At 73.0% G+C, this 14,493-nt stretch carries 16 protein-coding genes and 1 pseudogene; 8 read left to right on the forward strand and 9 right to left on the reverse strand.

The window, feature by feature from the left end; all coding sequences use genetic code 11:
• Positions 1-6: 6 nt before the first annotated feature.
• From AB0N17_RS05570 to AB0N17_RS05595, 6 genes are all read right to left on the reverse strand, one after another.
• Positions 7-567: an HD domain-containing protein gene (locus AB0N17_RS05570; RefSeq protein WP_366009820.1), complete on the reverse strand. Its 561-nt coding sequence runs from the start codon at positions 565-567 to the stop codon at positions 7-9.
• Positions 568-658: 91 nt separating this feature from the next.
• The gene (locus AB0N17_RS05575; RefSeq protein WP_366009821.1) at positions 659-1,171 is read right to left on the reverse strand and encodes an N-acetyltransferase; all 513 of its coding nucleotides are present in this window, start codon (positions 1,169-1,171) and stop codon (positions 659-661) included.
• A gap of 34 nt (positions 1,172-1,205) precedes the next feature.
• Positions 1,206-1,943: a hypothetical protein gene (locus AB0N17_RS05580; RefSeq protein ID WP_366009822.1), complete on the reverse strand. Its 738-nt coding sequence runs from the start codon at positions 1,941-1,943 to the stop codon at positions 1,206-1,208.
• A gap of 80 nt (positions 1,944-2,023) precedes the next feature.
• Entirely contained in the window at positions 2,024-2,692 is a 669-nt protein-coding gene (locus AB0N17_RS05585) for an acetate uptake transporter (protein ID WP_366009823.1), read from the reverse strand.
• A 176-nt stretch (positions 2,693-2,868) separates the two neighbouring features.
• Positions 2,869-4,320: a cytosine permease gene (locus AB0N17_RS05590; protein WP_366009824.1), complete on the reverse strand. Its 1,452-nt coding sequence runs from the start codon at positions 4,318-4,320 to the stop codon at positions 2,869-2,871.
• 90 nt (positions 4,321-4,410) lie between these two features.
• The gene (locus AB0N17_RS05595) at positions 4,411-5,508 is read right to left on the reverse strand and encodes an acyl-CoA desaturase (protein WP_366009825.1); all 1,098 of its coding nucleotides are present in this window, start codon (positions 5,506-5,508) and stop codon (positions 4,411-4,413) included.
• Positions 5,509-5,696: 188 nt separating this feature from the next.
• Here AB0N17_RS05595 and AB0N17_RS05600 point away from each other — a divergent pair, with 188 nt between their 5' ends.
• Both AB0N17_RS05600 and AB0N17_RS05605 read left to right on the forward strand, forming a co-directional pair.
• Positions 5,697-6,176 carry a hypothetical protein gene (locus AB0N17_RS05600; protein ID WP_366009826.1) on the forward strand — a complete coding sequence of 160 codons (480 nt, stop codon included), beginning with the start codon at positions 5,697-5,699 and terminating at the stop codon, positions 6,174-6,176.
• Positions 6,177-6,346: 170 nt separating this feature from the next.
• Positions 6,347-7,273 carry a dioxygenase gene (locus AB0N17_RS05605; RefSeq protein WP_366009827.1) on the forward strand — a complete coding sequence of 309 codons (927 nt, stop codon included), beginning with the start codon at positions 6,347-6,349 and terminating at the stop codon, positions 7,271-7,273.
• Positions 7,274-7,287: 14 nt separating this feature from the next.
• Here the strand turns inward: AB0N17_RS05605 and AB0N17_RS05610 are convergent, their stop codons facing one another.
• The 3 genes and pseudogenes from AB0N17_RS05610 to AB0N17_RS05620 all read right to left on the reverse strand — a co-directional run bounded on the left by AB0N17_RS05610 (position 7,288) and on the right by AB0N17_RS05620 (position 9,337).
• Positions 7,288-8,154 carry an RNA polymerase sigma-70 factor gene (locus tag AB0N17_RS05610; protein WP_366009828.1) on the reverse strand — a complete coding sequence of 289 codons (867 nt, stop codon included), beginning with the start codon at positions 8,152-8,154 and terminating at the stop codon, positions 7,288-7,290.
• Positions 8,151-8,729 (reverse strand): annotated as a pseudogene (locus tag AB0N17_RS05615) (carboxymuconolactone decarboxylase family protein). The gene AB0N17_RS05610 and the pseudogene AB0N17_RS05615 overlap by 4 nt, the downstream one beginning before the upstream one ends.
• Before the next feature lie 2 nt (positions 8,730-8,731).
• Entirely contained in the window at positions 8,732-9,337 is a 606-nt protein-coding gene (locus AB0N17_RS05620) for a hypothetical protein (RefSeq protein ID WP_366009829.1), read from the reverse strand.
• A 192-nt stretch (positions 9,338-9,529) separates the two neighbouring features.
• On the opposite strand from AB0N17_RS05620, the gene AB0N17_RS05625 reads away from it, so the two are divergent.
• The 6 genes from AB0N17_RS05625 (at position 9,530) to AB0N17_RS05650 (ending at position 14,393) form a co-directional block, all read left to right on the forward strand.
• Positions 9,530-10,366, forward strand: coding sequence for a tetratricopeptide repeat protein (locus AB0N17_RS05625; RefSeq protein ID WP_366009830.1), 837 nt, complete (start codon positions 9,530-9,532; stop codon positions 10,364-10,366).
• Between the two features lie 137 nt (positions 10,367-10,503).
• Positions 10,504-11,571, forward strand: coding sequence for a MerR family transcriptional regulator (locus AB0N17_RS05630; RefSeq protein ID WP_366009831.1), 1,068 nt, complete (start codon positions 10,504-10,506; stop codon positions 11,569-11,571).
• Entirely contained in the window at positions 11,525-12,169 is a 645-nt protein-coding gene (locus AB0N17_RS05635) for an FMN-binding negative transcriptional regulator (protein ID WP_366009832.1), read from the forward strand. The genes AB0N17_RS05630 and AB0N17_RS05635 overlap by 47 nt, the downstream gene beginning before the upstream one ends.
• Positions 12,170-12,311: 142 nt before the next feature.
• Positions 12,312-13,208 (forward strand): dihydrodipicolinate synthase family protein, encoded by an 897-nt coding sequence (locus AB0N17_RS05640; RefSeq protein WP_366009833.1) that lies wholly within the window; start codon positions 12,312-12,314, stop codon positions 13,206-13,208.
• A gap of 110 nt (positions 13,209-13,318) precedes the next feature.
• The gene (locus AB0N17_RS05645; RefSeq protein ID WP_366009834.1) at positions 13,319-13,972 is read left to right on the forward strand and encodes a maleylpyruvate isomerase N-terminal domain-containing protein; all 654 of its coding nucleotides are present in this window, start codon (positions 13,319-13,321) and stop codon (positions 13,970-13,972) included.
• 28 nt (positions 13,973-14,000) lie between these two features.
• The gene (locus AB0N17_RS05650) at positions 14,001-14,393 is read left to right on the forward strand and encodes a TSUP family transporter (RefSeq protein ID WP_366009835.1); all 393 of its coding nucleotides are present in this window, start codon (positions 14,001-14,003) and stop codon (positions 14,391-14,393) included.
• The last annotated feature ends 100 nt before the right edge of the window (positions 14,394-14,493 follow it).

A 14,493-nucleotide genomic window follows, 5' to 3' on the forward strand; every position in this document is an offset into this window, starting at 1 on the left:
TCTCGGTCACCTCTTCGCCGCCACCCCGGCGGCGACTCGCCGCACCACGGGGCGCCAGGACGGAAGCGGCGCCACCCGCAGTCCCACCACCTTGCCCGCGTCGTCGGCACGGCGCAGTGCGATCGCCGCCGGGAAGTCGGGGTCCGCCTCGAAGGCCGCCGCCTCCCGCGCGGTCATCGGGCCGCCCTGGCACCCGAGGGTGCGGGCGCTCTCCGGGGAGAGCACGAGCTGCGGGTCGGCGGCGGCGAGATAGCGTTTGGCCGGGATGTGCGCGGCGACCAGGCGGGCGACCCGCGCCCCCAGCAGGCCCTCGACCGCCGCCGCGGCGTGCCGGCCGTGTCCCGCCTCGTCGGCGGGCACCAGGTGGTGGCCTATGTCGTGGACGAGCCCGGCCAGTTGCAGTTCCTCGTCGTCCGGATGGCTCGCGGCCAGCAGGGCGGCGACCTGGAGGCCGTGGTCGAGGATGTCCACCGGGTCCCCGGACCTGTCCGGGGTGTCCCAGACGTCCTCGCAGCCGGCCAGCAGCGCCATCAGCGCGTCCACGGAGGTGATGCGGTCGTACGTCATGGGGCCACGCTGCCGCCTCCGGGCGGACGGCCGGTGACGGGAGACTGTACGGTCCCCCCCCGGCGGCCGGGGAGGACGCGGGCGGGAAGGGTCAGATGCCGAACGGGGCGGCGTAGCGGACGGTGCCGCCGGGCAGCGGGTGGGCGTCGTCGAGGGTGAGGGCCATGAGCGCCTCGTCCGGGACGTCGATGCTGAGGCGGATGCCGTGCGCCGAGGCGCGGGTGAAGCCGAAGCGCGGGTAGTACGCCGGGTGTCCGAGGACGACGACGTAGCACTCGCCCAGCTCCCGGGCGGCCTGGAGGACGGCGCGGACGGCGGCGGAGCCGGCGCCGGTGCGCTGGTGCTCGGGCCGCACGGCGACGGGTGCCAGGCACAGGGCGGGGGTGTCACCGATGTGGCAGCGCGTCAGCAGGGCGTGTCCGACGGGCGTGCCGTCGCCGTCGGTGGTGACGACGGACAGTCCCTCGATCCACGCGGCCGGGTCGGCGCGCAGGGCGTCGACGAGGTCGGCTTCCTGTGCGGTGGGGAAGGCGGCGAGGTCGATCTCCCGGACGGCCGGGACGTCGGTGCCGGTCTCGGGCCGTGCGGTCCAGTGGTGGGGCATGAGCAGGTGAGGTCCTTCGCAGAGGTGGTGTGTCTTACTTCAGGATGTTGACGGCCCGGGCGACCACCAGGACCACCGTCACGAGCGACACCGAGGACTGCAGCATCATCAGCATCTTCGACCACCGGGTCAGCGGCATGACGTCGGTCGGGCTGAAGGCGGTGGCGTTGGTGAAGGAGAGGTACAGGTAGTCGAGGAAGGCCGGTTCCCAGTCCGGGGGCGCGAGTTCGGGACTCTGCATCTGCACGAAGAGGAAGTCGGCGTACTGGCGCCGGCCCCGGACCCGGGCCATCGGGCCGCCCCGGTCCCACTCCCAGTACCACAGGGCGAACACGATGACGTTCGTGACCCAGATGACGCCGCCGGTCAGCAACAGCGGCACCGCCTCGTCACCCGCGCCGCCGGTCACCAGGTCCCCCACGAGCCGGACCGCCGCCCAGCCGTTGGCCACGGTGATGACACCGGTCAGGGCCAGGCCCAGCATGCGCAGCTTCCGGGTGCGGGGCTCCACGCGGCGGGGGTTGCCGGCGACCAGACCGGCGAGCAGCGCCAGTTCCAGGGCGGGCGGGGCCCACACCGGACGGAGGAGGACGAGCCGGTGCGGCAGGCTCCACTGCAGGGCGACCGCGGCGAGGATGACGACGGTCACCACCCAGCGCGACTCACCGCGGGTCGCGCGTCGCCAGGCCGGGACCAGTTCGCGCTCGCCGCTCTCCAGCAGCCGTTCGATCCTGGTCAGGCGCGTCTCGGCGTCAGGCGTGTCGTCGTTCATGACGAGGATTGTCCCGGCCGCCGTTCCGCCGGTCCGTGGCGGGTTCCGGTGCGGGTACGTCCCGGTGCGCGGCGTTCCCGTCACCTCTCGGGCGGGACGCTCGTCGCGCGCGGCCGGCTCGGCGCGGGCCCGCGCGTGCCCACGGGCACCATCGGGTGGCCGTGAGTCGCGTTGATCACGGTCGCCGCCGCGGCGTACCAGGCGACGAGGCCGGTGCCGATGCCGAACCAGCCGCCCACCTGGGTCATGGCGTGCGGCTCCGGCCCGCCCTGGAAGGCGCCGATGGCCAGGAAGAGGAAGGTGAGCGTCAGCAGCACCAGCACCGCCAGTACGGCGACGTTGACGCGCAGCGCCGCGATGGCCATGAAGGCGGTGAAGATGCACCACCCGAGCAGGAAGAGACCGAGCGCGTTGTGCGCGCCGCCGGCGAGCGCCAGGCGCGGCGCGAGCCACCAGTAGGACAGCCAGAAGGCGCCGTACGAGACGAGCGCCGTCGCGCCGAACGTGTTGCCGCGGCGGAACTCGAACAGGCCCGCGGCGAACTGGGCGGCGCCGCCGTAGAACGCGGCCAGTGCCAGGACCGGCAGGATGGCGGCGGCCTCCTTCAGCAGACCGGTGTTGACGATCGACAGCAGCAGCGTGGTCAGCGCGAAGCCCGCCAGACCCAGCGGGGCGGGATCGCCCTGGACCACCGGGGGCGGGCTCCCCTGGGCCGGCTGTTCGTGCAGGCTCCTCGTGTCCTCGTTCATGTCCGGATCCCTTCGACCAGAGCAGGACCAGAGGCCGACGCTCCCCGAGCCCACGGACTCGCTGGCCAGAACCCCGAGGCGGGCTGACGGCACCCGTGCGCCGTCGGCGTCTGCCTGCACCCGAAGTACCCATTTGTCGCATTCGTTAGCGTTCGGGCTCAACGGCGTTCGGCGGGTCACGGCTCGCGGTGCTCGTGTGCCGCCTGCTCCAGCGCCTCCGCCTCCGCGCGGGCGATGCGGGTCTCCGCCGCCACGTCGATCGAGCGGGTCAGCCACCAGTAGAGCAGCGCGGAGACCGGAAGGCCGATGAACAGCGAGATGTCGGCCCCGCCGAGCGCCCTGGCGGCGGGGCCGACGTACAGGGTGCCGACGGAGAAGAACGGGATCATCACGGCGAAGCCGACCAGGTACGCGATGATGCCGTGCCAGCCCCAACGGCCGTAGATGCCGTTCGGGTTGAAGATCTCCGCGATGGCGTAGTGCCCACGGCGCACGACGTAGTAGTCCATGAGGTTCACCGCGGTCCACGGGATGAACAGGTAGAGCACCAGCAGCAGGAAGTTGTTGAAGTTCGTGAGGAAGTTGGCGGTCGCGGCCAGGGCACCGACCAGCGAGAGCGCCGCGGTCAGGCCGAGGGTGAGGAGGCGCACGGCCAGGGTCGGCCGGACCCGTTTGAACGAGTCGATGGCGCTGATGAGGGTCAGCGAGCCGCCGTACATGTTCAACGCGGTGACGGACACCAGGCCCAGGGCGGAGAACAGCAGCACGACCGCGCCGAAGCCGTCGAACACCTTGTCGCCGGCGGCGTTGATCGACTTGATCGTCTCGAAGTCCTTGCCGGCCCAGTCGGCCAGCAGCGAACCGAGCACCATCAGCCAGATACCGCCGAGGGCGGAGCCGAAGTACGTCCAGTAGAAGGTCTTGCGGACGGTGACGTCGGGCGGGAGGTAGCGGGAGTAGTCGGAGACGTAGATCGCCCAGCTGATCTGGTAGCCGGCGACCACCCCGAACTGCGCCAGGAACGGCGTCCACTTGAAGGCGCCCAGGTCGAAGGAGCCCGGCGGGTAGCGCAGGGTGACGAGGACACCGACGGTGAAGATCCCGAAGATGACCAGGAAGGTGTACGTGAGGAACCGCTCGGCCTTGTGGATGACGTCGTAGCCGACCAGCGCGATGGCGAGCGCGATCACGGTGACCACGACCACCCACAGCTTGACACCGCCGTGCAGGGTCGTGGCCAGGGAGTCCGCGGCCAGGCTGCTGTTGAAGACGTTGAATCCCGCGTACTGCACATAGGCGAAGAGCCACACCAGGAGGGCGCCGACGTACCCGAACTGCGGCCGGGACTGGATCATCTGCGGCAGTCCCAGCTGGGGGCCCTGCGCCGAGTGGAAGGCCATGAAGAAGGTGCCGATGACGGTGCCGGCGGCGATGGCCAGCAGCGACCAGATCAGGTTGCCGCCCTGGGTGATGCTGATCAGGCCCACGGCCAGGGTGGCGATCTGGGCGTTGGACATGAACCACAGCGGGCCCAGATGCCAGAGTTTCCCGTGCCGCTCGTCCAGGGGGACGTAGTCGATGGACCGGACCTCAAGGCCGGACACTCGTGGCTCTGCTGAAGTGCTCATGACGCCTCCCGCGGCCGGGTCTGCCCCTGGGAGACATTGTTGCCCCAGGGGTCGCCCGGGGCATCCCTGCCGCCGGGGGCACCTCGGCCGTCACGGTGTGTCAGAGGTGGTGACCTTCCGCTTGCGCCCGTTCCGGATCGGTTCTCCCACCTTGTGCAGATGGGTCAGGGCCTCGCGGTAGGACCGGAGCAGTCCGGTCTCGTGGTAGGGCACGCCGATCTCCGCGCAGTACCGGCGCACGACGGCCTGGGCCCGTCGGAGGTGGGGCGTGGGCATGCTCGGGAACAGATGGTGCTCGATCTGGTAGTTGAGGCCGCCCAGCATCACGTCGGTGAGCCGGCCGCCGCGCACGTTGCGGGAGGTGAGCACCTGGCGTCGCAGGAAGTCGGGGCGTTCGTCACCGCTGAACGTCGGCATGCCCTTGTGGTTCGGTGCGAAGGTGCAGCCGAGGTAGACGCCGAACAGGCACTGGTGCACGGCGAGGAACGCCACCGCCTTGCCGGGCGGCAGCACCACGAACAGCGCCGAGAGATAGCCGGCGATGTGCACAAGGAGCAGGGCCGCCTCCCGCAGCCGGTGCTTCATGGACGGCGAGCGCAGCGCCCGCACGCTCGCGACGTGCAGGTTGAATCCCTCCAGGGTCAGCAGCGGGAAGAACAGCAACGCCTGGTGGCCGCCGATGAGCCGGGCGAGTCCCCGGCTGTCGCGGGCCTGTGCGGCGGACCAGACCAGGATGTCCGGGGCGACGTCGGGGTCGAGCTCCTCGTGGTTGGGGTTGGCGTGGTGGCGGGTGTGCTTGTTCATCCACCAGCCGTAGCTCATCCCGATGCCGAGGTTGCCGAACAGCCGGCCCCATGTCTCGCTCGGCCTGGCGCGCCGGAACACCTGCCGGTGCGCCAGGTCGTGAGCCACCAGGGCGACCTGGCCGAAGACCAGCGCCAGGAAACCGGCCACCGCCAGCTGCCACCAGGTGTCGCCGAGTGCCAGGAACGCTCCCCAGCCGGCCGCCAGCGCCGCGATCACCAGACCGAGCCGCACCGCGTAGTACCCGGGGCGCCGCTCCAGCAGTCCCGCCTCGGTGATGCGGCGGGACAGCCGGGCGAAGTCGCTGCCGCCTCCGGTACCGGACGGACGGGAACCGGCGTCGGGCGCTCCGGTCGCGACGGAGGCGTGAGTGGAAATCGTCATGGCATCGATCCTGGTCAGGCCGCTCCCGCCGGAACAGCCTGCCAGGCACCGGAACGCCCCGGGTGCTGCCCCCACACCGCCCCGGGGGGCTGCCCCCACCCCGGGCCGCGGACCCCCCGGCGGGAGCGGCTCCGATGACTACCGCGGAACCGCACTTACGGCCGGTACGGAACGGAGAGGATCGGGACATGAGGACGCATCACGCCCCGGACCCGCACGGCCCGGCGAGGGAGCTGATGCCGCGTGCCGGGCGGACGGCCGACGCCCGGGCGGTGGACCGGGCCGTACGGCATCCGCGCGAGGCCGTCGCCGCCGCGCCGCCGGACGATCCCCCGCGGAGCGGATGCCTCGCCGACCCGGGCGTTGCGTCGCGGTGGCGCTTCGAGCGCACGGGCGGCCCGGCCGGCATCGTCGCCGCGATCGAGGCCGGCCGCCGGGCCGCGCGGGCCGCACCGGCCCACGCCCCGGACCGGTACGGCCATGTGCACCGGCCGTCGGCACCAGCGCGCCGCAAGCCGGGGAACCGCCGGGCTCGTCGGCCTCGAACGCCTTCCCCCCGCAGCTCCGCTCCCAGCACCGGCGGACGGCGGCGGACGGCGGCGAAGCGGTCCGCGCGGGCACCGAGGCCGCGGCGCCGGTGCCCGGGGGCCGGCCGTTGCGAGCGCTGATCCCGACCGGCCTCGCGCCCCGCACGAGGCCGTCCGCCGCATCCGCGACCGGTCCGGGGACACCGTCGCTGTGGTGTGCGCGCATCCACTCGGGGACCTGGTCGACGGGGTACCCCACCATCAGGCCGCCGCGGAGCCCCGCGCGTCGCGGCCGGCCGGGAAGCGGAGAGATGACCGACCACATCCTGGACCCGACCCCTGCGCCCGCCCCGGCCCCGCCGTCCGGGCTGTTCGAGGCGGAGCGTTCCGCGGAGATCGTCGCCGCGAGCTTCGCCGGCACGGCCGACGAACGCCTGCGGCAGGTCCTCGGCGCGCTGGTGCGGCACACCCACGCCTTCGTCAAGGAGGTCGGGCTGACCACCGAGGAGTGGGCCGCGGGCGTCCGCTTCCTCACCGAGACCGGCCGCACGTGCGACGACACCCGGCAGGAGTTCATCATGCTGTCCGACGTGCTGGGTGTGTCGATGCTGGTGGAGACGCTGAACAACCCGGCGGACGGCCGGTTCACGGAGTCGACCGTGGAGGGCCCCTTCCACCTGGTCGACTCGCCGCCGCGGGCGCTCGGCGACAGCATCGACGAGGCCGGGCAGGGCGGTGAGCCGTGTCTGGTCACCGGCCGGGTCATGGACGCCGACGGCCACCCGGTGGCGGGCGCGCGCGTGGACGTGTGGCAGGCCGACGCCGACGGCTTCTACGACGTGCAGCGGCCCGGCGAGGTGCCGGACCGCAATCTGCGCGGACTGTTCACCGCCGATGACGACGGCCGGTTCCGGTTCCGCACCATCGTGCCGAACTGCTACCCCATCCCCACCGACGGCCCCGTCGGCCGTCTGCTCAGGGCCACGGGACGGCATGCCAACCGCGCCGCGCACCTGCACATCGAGGTGTCCGCGCCCGGCATCCGCACCCTGACCACCCATCTGTTCGTCGACGGCTCCCGGTACCTGGACTCCGACGCCGTCTTCGGCGTCAAGGAGAGCCTGATCCGCGCCTTCACCCGGGTCGACGACCCCGCCCGGGCCGCCGAGCACGGACTGCCCAACCCCTTCCGCCACGTCGACTTCCCCGTCACCGTCCGGAGAGACACCGAGCCGTGACCGAACGGCAGGGGTCACCTGGTGAGTTCGGCAGGTGCGTCGAGCCGGGTCAGCTTGTGCGGGTTCCGCACCACGTAGACGCCGGTGATCCGTCCGTCCTCCACCGCGAGGCTCACCGCCGCCGGCTCGCCGTCGAACTCGATCCGGCCCGCGAGGGCGCCGTTGAGCCACACGGTCGTCGTCTCCAGGGAGGCGACCGCCTGGTTCGCGCGCGCGAGCAGCTCAGCCACCGGTCCGGCACCGTGGACCGGGACCGTCACGGCCGCCACGACCCCGCCGCCGTCGGCGATCAGGACGACGTCCGGCGCCATGATCTCCAGCATCTCCTGCAGCCGCCCGGTGCGCAGGGCGAGCAGGAACCGTTCCACCACGGCCCGCTGCTCCGCCCGGCTCACCCGCACCCGTGGCCGACGGGCCGTCACATGCTCGCGTGCCCGCCGGGCGATCTGCCGCACGGTGGCGGCGGACTTGCCGGTGGCCTCGGCGATCTCCCCGTACGGCAGCTCGAACACCTCGCGGAGCACGAACACCGCGCGCTCGGTCGGGCCGAGCGTCTCCAGGACGGTCAGCATCGCGATCGAGACGCTCTCGGCGAGTTCGACGTCCTCGGCGACATCAGGACTGGTCAGCAACGGCTCCGGCAGCCACTCGCCGACATAGTCCTCGCGGCTGCGCGACAACGTGCGCAGCCGGTTGAGCGCCTGCCGTGTCACGGTCCTCACGAGGTACGCCCTCGGGTCGCGCACCTGCGTGCGGTCCACGTCGGCCCAGCGCAGCCAGGACTCCTGGAGCACGTCCTCGGCGTCGGCCGCCGACCCGAGCAACTCGTAGGCGACCGTGAACAGCAGGCCGCGGTGGGCGACGAACGGGTCCTCGGTCATGCGGTGGACGCCGCCCCGGACGCCTGCGGACGCGCCGCCAGCGGGATCTCGCACGCGTCGGCGTAGCCCTGTGACGTGATGCCGTGCGCCGTGTTCGTCCTGGTCGCCAGGTTGACGAAGCCGATGAAGACGGTCAGCTCGACCAGCGCCGCCGGGCCGATCCGCTCCAGCAGGCTCGCCGACATCTCGTCGGTGACGGTGGTCGGCGTGTCCGTCATGGCCTCGGCGTACTCCATCACGTCCCGCTCCAGTGGCGAGAACACCTCCGACTCCCGCCAGCGCGGCACCTGGCTCGCCTTGGCCGGGTCCAGCTTCTCGTTCAGTGCCTGGAAGTAGCCGATGTCCAGGCATCAGCTGCAGCCGACCTGCGCGGCGACAGCCATGTGCGCGAACGACTTGAGGCTCGCCTCGGCAGCGCTCCACTCGGCCACCCTGGCCGAGAACTCCAGGTTGGCCGTGGCGACGTCGGGCACGTTGAACGCCACCTCGACGGGCTCGGGCACGGCACCGAGCTGCTTGATCATGTTCGCGCTGAGCTCGGCCGGCAGCTCAGCCTTCGGCACGCGAAGCACCATCGTCATCTCCTCGTACATCGCTCTGACGGGCTGTTCGGCATGAAGACACCGCGGGACCCGTGGATGTGACAACCGGCGGCAGACGGGCCGACGGCGTCGGCGGCGGACGGGAGGGCGACCTGGCCCGAGTTCCACAGGTCGGCGCCGGCCCGGAGCAGGCCGAGCACCGCGCGTTCCTCGTCCGGTGTCCATGCGGTGCACTCGCCGGAAAACAGCTTCTCGTACGCGCTGTCGTGCAGCGCCGTCTGCCGGGGCAGCCGGTCGGCCGCGTCGAGCCCGCGTGCCAGGTCCTCGAAGAAGTTCCACGCCTCCAGCACGAGGCCCGGCGGGACCTGGCGGCGTCCGGGATCCGCCAGCCGGCGTTCGACGCGGGCGAGTTCCAGGGTGTCGGCCCCGGAGGTGGCGAGCCGTCGCCCTCGCCGGGCCGCGTACGCCCGGGCCTGCCGGACCGTCACGAACAGCGGCACCCGCCGGCGGCCGGCCGCTTCCGGCGACGCCACCACCTGATCGGGTGCGTCACCCCGGCCACCGAGCCAGAGGACCACTCCAACGCGGCCGAGTCCGCGCACCCGGTACGCGTACAGACTTCCGTCCCCGATCTTCGTCACGCCTCACGGTCGCACGATCCGCCCGGTCGGCCGGAGTGTTTTTCGGCGCCGGTAACCTGGGGGGCATCGGGGTGCGGGCATCCGGGGTGCGGACATCCGCGGGGACATCGGGGGACATCGGGAGTGCCTTCCCGATGCGGGTAAGTCGCCACCCCCTCCGACCCGCGGCACGACGTCCGTATGCTCCGGCCCATGAAACTCTTCCGGTCCCGGCCCCGTGGCCGCGACGACGCCGGGCAGTCCACGACATCCCCGTTGGCCAGGGCCGCGGCCCTGTACCACGCCGGCCGCTACGCCGAGGCGGAGGCCGAGGCGCGCGCCGTGGCCGAGGCCCGCTCCCACGTGCGCGACGACCCCTACGGGCCGCTGGCGATGACGGTCGCCGCGCTCGCGATGGGCGCCCAGGGCCGCCACGCGGAGTCCCTCGCCGTGTACGACGCGCTGCTGCCGGTGTTCGGCAGGATCTTCGGCGCCGAACACGCGCAGACGCTGAAAGTGCGCTCGGACCGTGCCCAGGTGCTGAGTTCACTCGCCCGGCACGCCGAGTGCGAGGCGGAGTGCGCGGCCGTCGCCCGCACAGCCGCGCGCGGCACGGGGCCGCAGATGCCGGACATAGCGGTGGCCGCCCGGAACGGGCTGGTCTTCGCCGTCAACGCGCAGGGCCGGCACACCGAGGCCGAGACGCTCGCCCGTGAGGCGCTCGCCGCCCACCACACGTCGGACCGGTTCGCGCTGGTCCTGCGGCTGGGCCTGGCCCGGAGCCTCAACGGCCAGGGCCGCCACGAGGAGGCGCTCGCCGAGGCGGAGCGAGCCGACGGGCTGTGCCGCGCCCTGCCCGACGAGGACCACCGCGCGGAGACCGGCGCCGTGGAACTGGCCGTGGCCACCGCCCTGCTGGGGCTGGGCCGTGACACCGAGGCCCGCGCCCGCGCCTCGGCCGCCCATGACGCCTGCCTCGCCGCCTTCGGTCCCGACCACCGCCGCACGGTCGAGGCACGGACACTGCTCGACCGCATGCGGGCCGCCTGACCGGGCCCGCCCCGGCAGGAGTGGCGGAGCGTCCGCCCCGGTCTCAGGCGTGACGGGAACTCCGCCCGTTGCGCCGCCGCGGCCCGTATCGCGGCTCCCCGTCGCTTGACCTTGCCCTTGAGGGCAGGGTTTAGCGTGTGGACGAGCTGAGCGAGGTGGGCGGCATGAGGATCGGTGAGCTCGCGCGTCGGGCCGGTGTGACGGCCAAGGCGGTGCGGTACTACGAGACGCTGGGGTTGATCACACCCGAGCGCCTCGCCAACGGCTACCGGGACTACGACGAGGACGACGTACGCCTCGTACGGGAGATCAAGGCCCTGCACCGGCTCGGGATACCCGTCGAGCGCACCCGGCCCTTCCTCGAGTGCCTGGCCGCCGGGCGGCCGCACGCCGACGACTGCCCGGCCTCGCTGGCGAGCTACCGCGAGGCCATCGACGAGCTGACCGAGCGCATCGAGGCACTGACCGCCCGCCGCTCGGTGCTGATCGGCAACCTGAACACCGCCGCGCACCGGGGCAGCGGTGTCGTACCGCCCGGGAAGCCCGGGCCGGGCGGCGAGGACTACCTGACGCTGCCCGCGGACCTGCCCGCCCCGGAGGCCGACGGCGCCGCCGACCACCTGCCCGGGACGAAGGCACCGCGGATCACCCTGCGCGACACGGCGGGCCGGGAGGTCCGGCTGGACGCCCTCGGGCCGCGCCGTACGGTGATCTACGTCTATCCCCTCACCGGCCGCCCCGGCACCGATCTGCCGGAGGGCTGGAACTCCATCCCGGGCGCCCGCGGCTGCACCCCCGAGACCTGCGGCTTCCGCGACCACTTCCAGGATCTCCTGGAGGCCGGCGCCGGCCGGGTCTACGGGCTGTCCAGTCAGGACGGCGACTACCAGAACGAGGTCGTGCAGCGGCTGGGACTGCCCTTCGACATGCTGTCCGACCCGGCCCTCGGCCTCGCCGACGCCCTCGGCCTGCCCACGTTCGAGGCCGACGGCAAGCGGCTGTTCACACGGCTTACCCTCGTCGTCCGCGACGGCGTGATCGAGCACGTCTTCCATCCGGTCTTCCCGCCGAACGAACACGCCCAGCAGGTCCTGACCTGGCTCCGCGAAAACCCCCTCCAGGGCTGCTTGCCCACCGCCTCTCACCGGAAGGACGACCGTGTACCTCCCCCGGCACTTCGTACCCCCCGAGGACGCCGTCCGTGACCTGCTCACCCACCACGGAGCGGCGGATCTGATCACCATGACGCCGCACGGGCTCGTGGCCACCCTGCTGCCCTTCGAGTACGACCCGGACGCCGGTGAGCACGGCTCCCTGACCGGTCACATGGCCCGCGCCAACGACCAGTGGCGCGAGCCGGTGCAGGGCGAGGCCATGGTGATCGTCCGTGGCCCGGAGGCGTACATCACGCCGTCGTGGTACGCGACCAAGCGCGAGCACCACCGCGTGGTGCCGACCTGGAACTACGTGGTCGCCCATGTGTACGGGCAGCTGGTCGTGCACGACGACCCGGACTGGATCGAGGCGCAGATGCGCCGTCTGACCGACCGGCACGAAGCGGGTGGGGCCGAGCCGTGGTCGGTCGACCAGGCCCCGGCGAAGTACATCGAGGGGCGGCTGCGCGCGGTCGTCGGCGTCGAGCTGGTCATCAGCCGGGTCGAGGCGAAGTTCAAGCTCAGCCAGAACCAGCCGCAGGAGAACGTCGAGGGCGTCGTCACGGGTCTCCGGGCGCGCGGCCGGTCCGACGACGCCGCGGTCGCGGCAGCGGTCCGTGCCCACAGCCCGCACGCCACCCCCTCCTGACCCGCGCGCCACGATGGCGTGTGCGGCGGAAGCACGGCCCGGCCTCCGGGCCCGGCGTCCGCCGCACCCCCTGCCTCACCTCAATCCGCCCCGCCCCGCCCCGCCCCGCCCCGCCCGCGAGCCTCTCCCAGAAGGAACCGCCATGTTCCACGGCCTCAGCGCCTTTCCCCTCACTCCGACCACCGAGACCGGCATCGACGAGCAGGCGTTCCGTGCCCTCGTGACCCGTCTCGCCACCGCGGGCGTCGACTCCATCGGCGCCCTCGGGTCCACCGGCGGCTACGCCTACCTCTCGCGCGAGCAGCGCGCCCGCGTCGCGGCGCTCGCGGTCGAGGCCGCCGACGGGGTGCCGGTCATGGTGGGCATCGGCGCGCTGCGGACCTCCCAGGTCCTCGCTCTCTCCGAGGACGCGCAGAAGGCCGGCGCGTCCGCGGTCCTGCTCGCCCCGATGACCTACCAGCCGCTCACCGAGGACGAGGTGTTCGGGCTGTACGAGGACGTCACCCGGGAACTCTCGGTGCCGCTGTGCGTGTACGACAACCCGGCCACCACCCACGTCCACTTCACCGACGAACTCCACGCCCGCATCGCCGCGTTGCCGAACGTCGCCGCCGTCAAGATCCCGCCGGTGCCGGACGACCCGGCCGGGGCAGGTGCCCGTGTCGACGCGCTGCGGGCCCTGCTCCCGGACACCGTCACCCTGGGCGTGAGCGGTGACTGGACCGCCGCGACCGGCCTCAATGCCGGGTGCGACGCCTGGTACTCGGTCGTCGGTGGCCTGTTCCCCGCCACCGCCCTCGCCCTCACCCGGGCCGCGCGCTCCGGGGAGGCGGCACGCGCAACCGCCCTGTCCTCTCAACTGGAGCCGCTGTGGCGGTTGTTCCGGCGGTACGGCAGCCTGCGCGTCGTCGCCACGGCCGCCGAACTCCTCGGCCTGGTGGACCACCCCGGCCTGCCGCGCCCCCTGCGGGGTCTGACGCCGCCCGCACGCCGGGAACTCGCCGCCGCCCTCGCAGCCGTGGGGCTCGGCCCCGCCTGATCTCCGCTCGGGCATGGATGCCGGGTTGGGGCGGGCGCCCGCCCCCGCGCTCGGCGCAACGCCGCGGAATGCGGTTGTCCGCCGTTCCGCCCCGGCCGTACGGTGCCGCGGTGGATCTCTTCTCACGCTCGTGGACGGCGTTGCTCGACGCGGTCGCCGCCGTACCGGACCCGGACTTCGCCCTGCCGTCGGGCTGTGCCGGCTGGCTGGTCCGGGACCTGGTGTGCCACCTGGTCATCGACGCGCAGGACGTCCTGATCACCCTGGTCACACCCGCCGGGACGGAGCCGACCGTGGACGCGTTCAGCTACTGGAAGCCGGTCGTTCCTCCGACGGGGGAGGATCCGCTCGATGCGCTGATCCCCCGGCTGGCGGCCGCGTACGGCGAGCCGGAGCTGCTCAGGTTCCACCTCGACGACGTGGGCCGCGCCGCGGGCCGCGCCGCCGGGCTCGCCGATCCCGCTGCCCGCGTCAGCACCCAGGGCGAGGTGCTGACCGTCGGCGACTACCTGTCGGCGTACGTGCTCGAGTGGACGCTGCACCATCTGGACCTGATCGCCCATCTGCCTGCGGCCGCGGCACCGCCCGCCGAGACGCTGGCGGCGGCACGCGCGGCGCTGGAGACGATCGCCGGCGGCTCGTTCCCCTCCGCGTTCTCCGACAGGGACGCGCTGCTGGTCGGCACCGGACGCCGGACACCGACCGACGGGGAGAGGACCGCCCTGGGCGGACTCGCGGCGCGGCTGCCGCTCGTGCTCGGCTGACGAACGCGCCCGCCCTGCGGGGCGTGCGGTGACCGGCGGGCGGCCGGCTCCCGGTCAGGCCGCGGGCGCGGCGGTCGCGGGCGGGACGGGCGGGTTCATGAACGCCGCCGCCGGCGTGGGCGGTCCGGCGCTGTCCCTGTACGCGGCGAACGCCGGCTGGCCGATGCGGCAGTTCGTGCCGAACGCCTTGTTCCACGGCGTGCTGCTGAACCTCTTCTCCGTGTCCGCCAACGGCCTGCCCCGTCTCTCCGCCGCGGCCTGGCTCACCACGGCGGCCGGTCTCGGCGCGGGGACCGTCGTCGCCCAGACCCTGGTACGGCGGGTGCCGCAGGTGTGGCTCCGGCGAGCGGTGCTGCTGCTGTCCCTGACGGGCGGGCTGACGACGCTGGGGCGGGGGCTGTGGGAACTGTGCGGCCGGTGAGCCGGAGCACCGGACGGGTGCACGGTGCGCGGGTCCCGTCCCCTCCACGGCCGATCACCCCGACCGTACAATTTGGCACCGAACGACCACGGGCCCCGAG

Source organism: Streptomyces sp. NPDC051133 (genome assembly GCF_040682635.1).
Classification (GTDB): domain Bacteria; phylum Actinomycetota; class Actinomycetes; order Streptomycetales; family Streptomycetaceae; genus Streptomyces.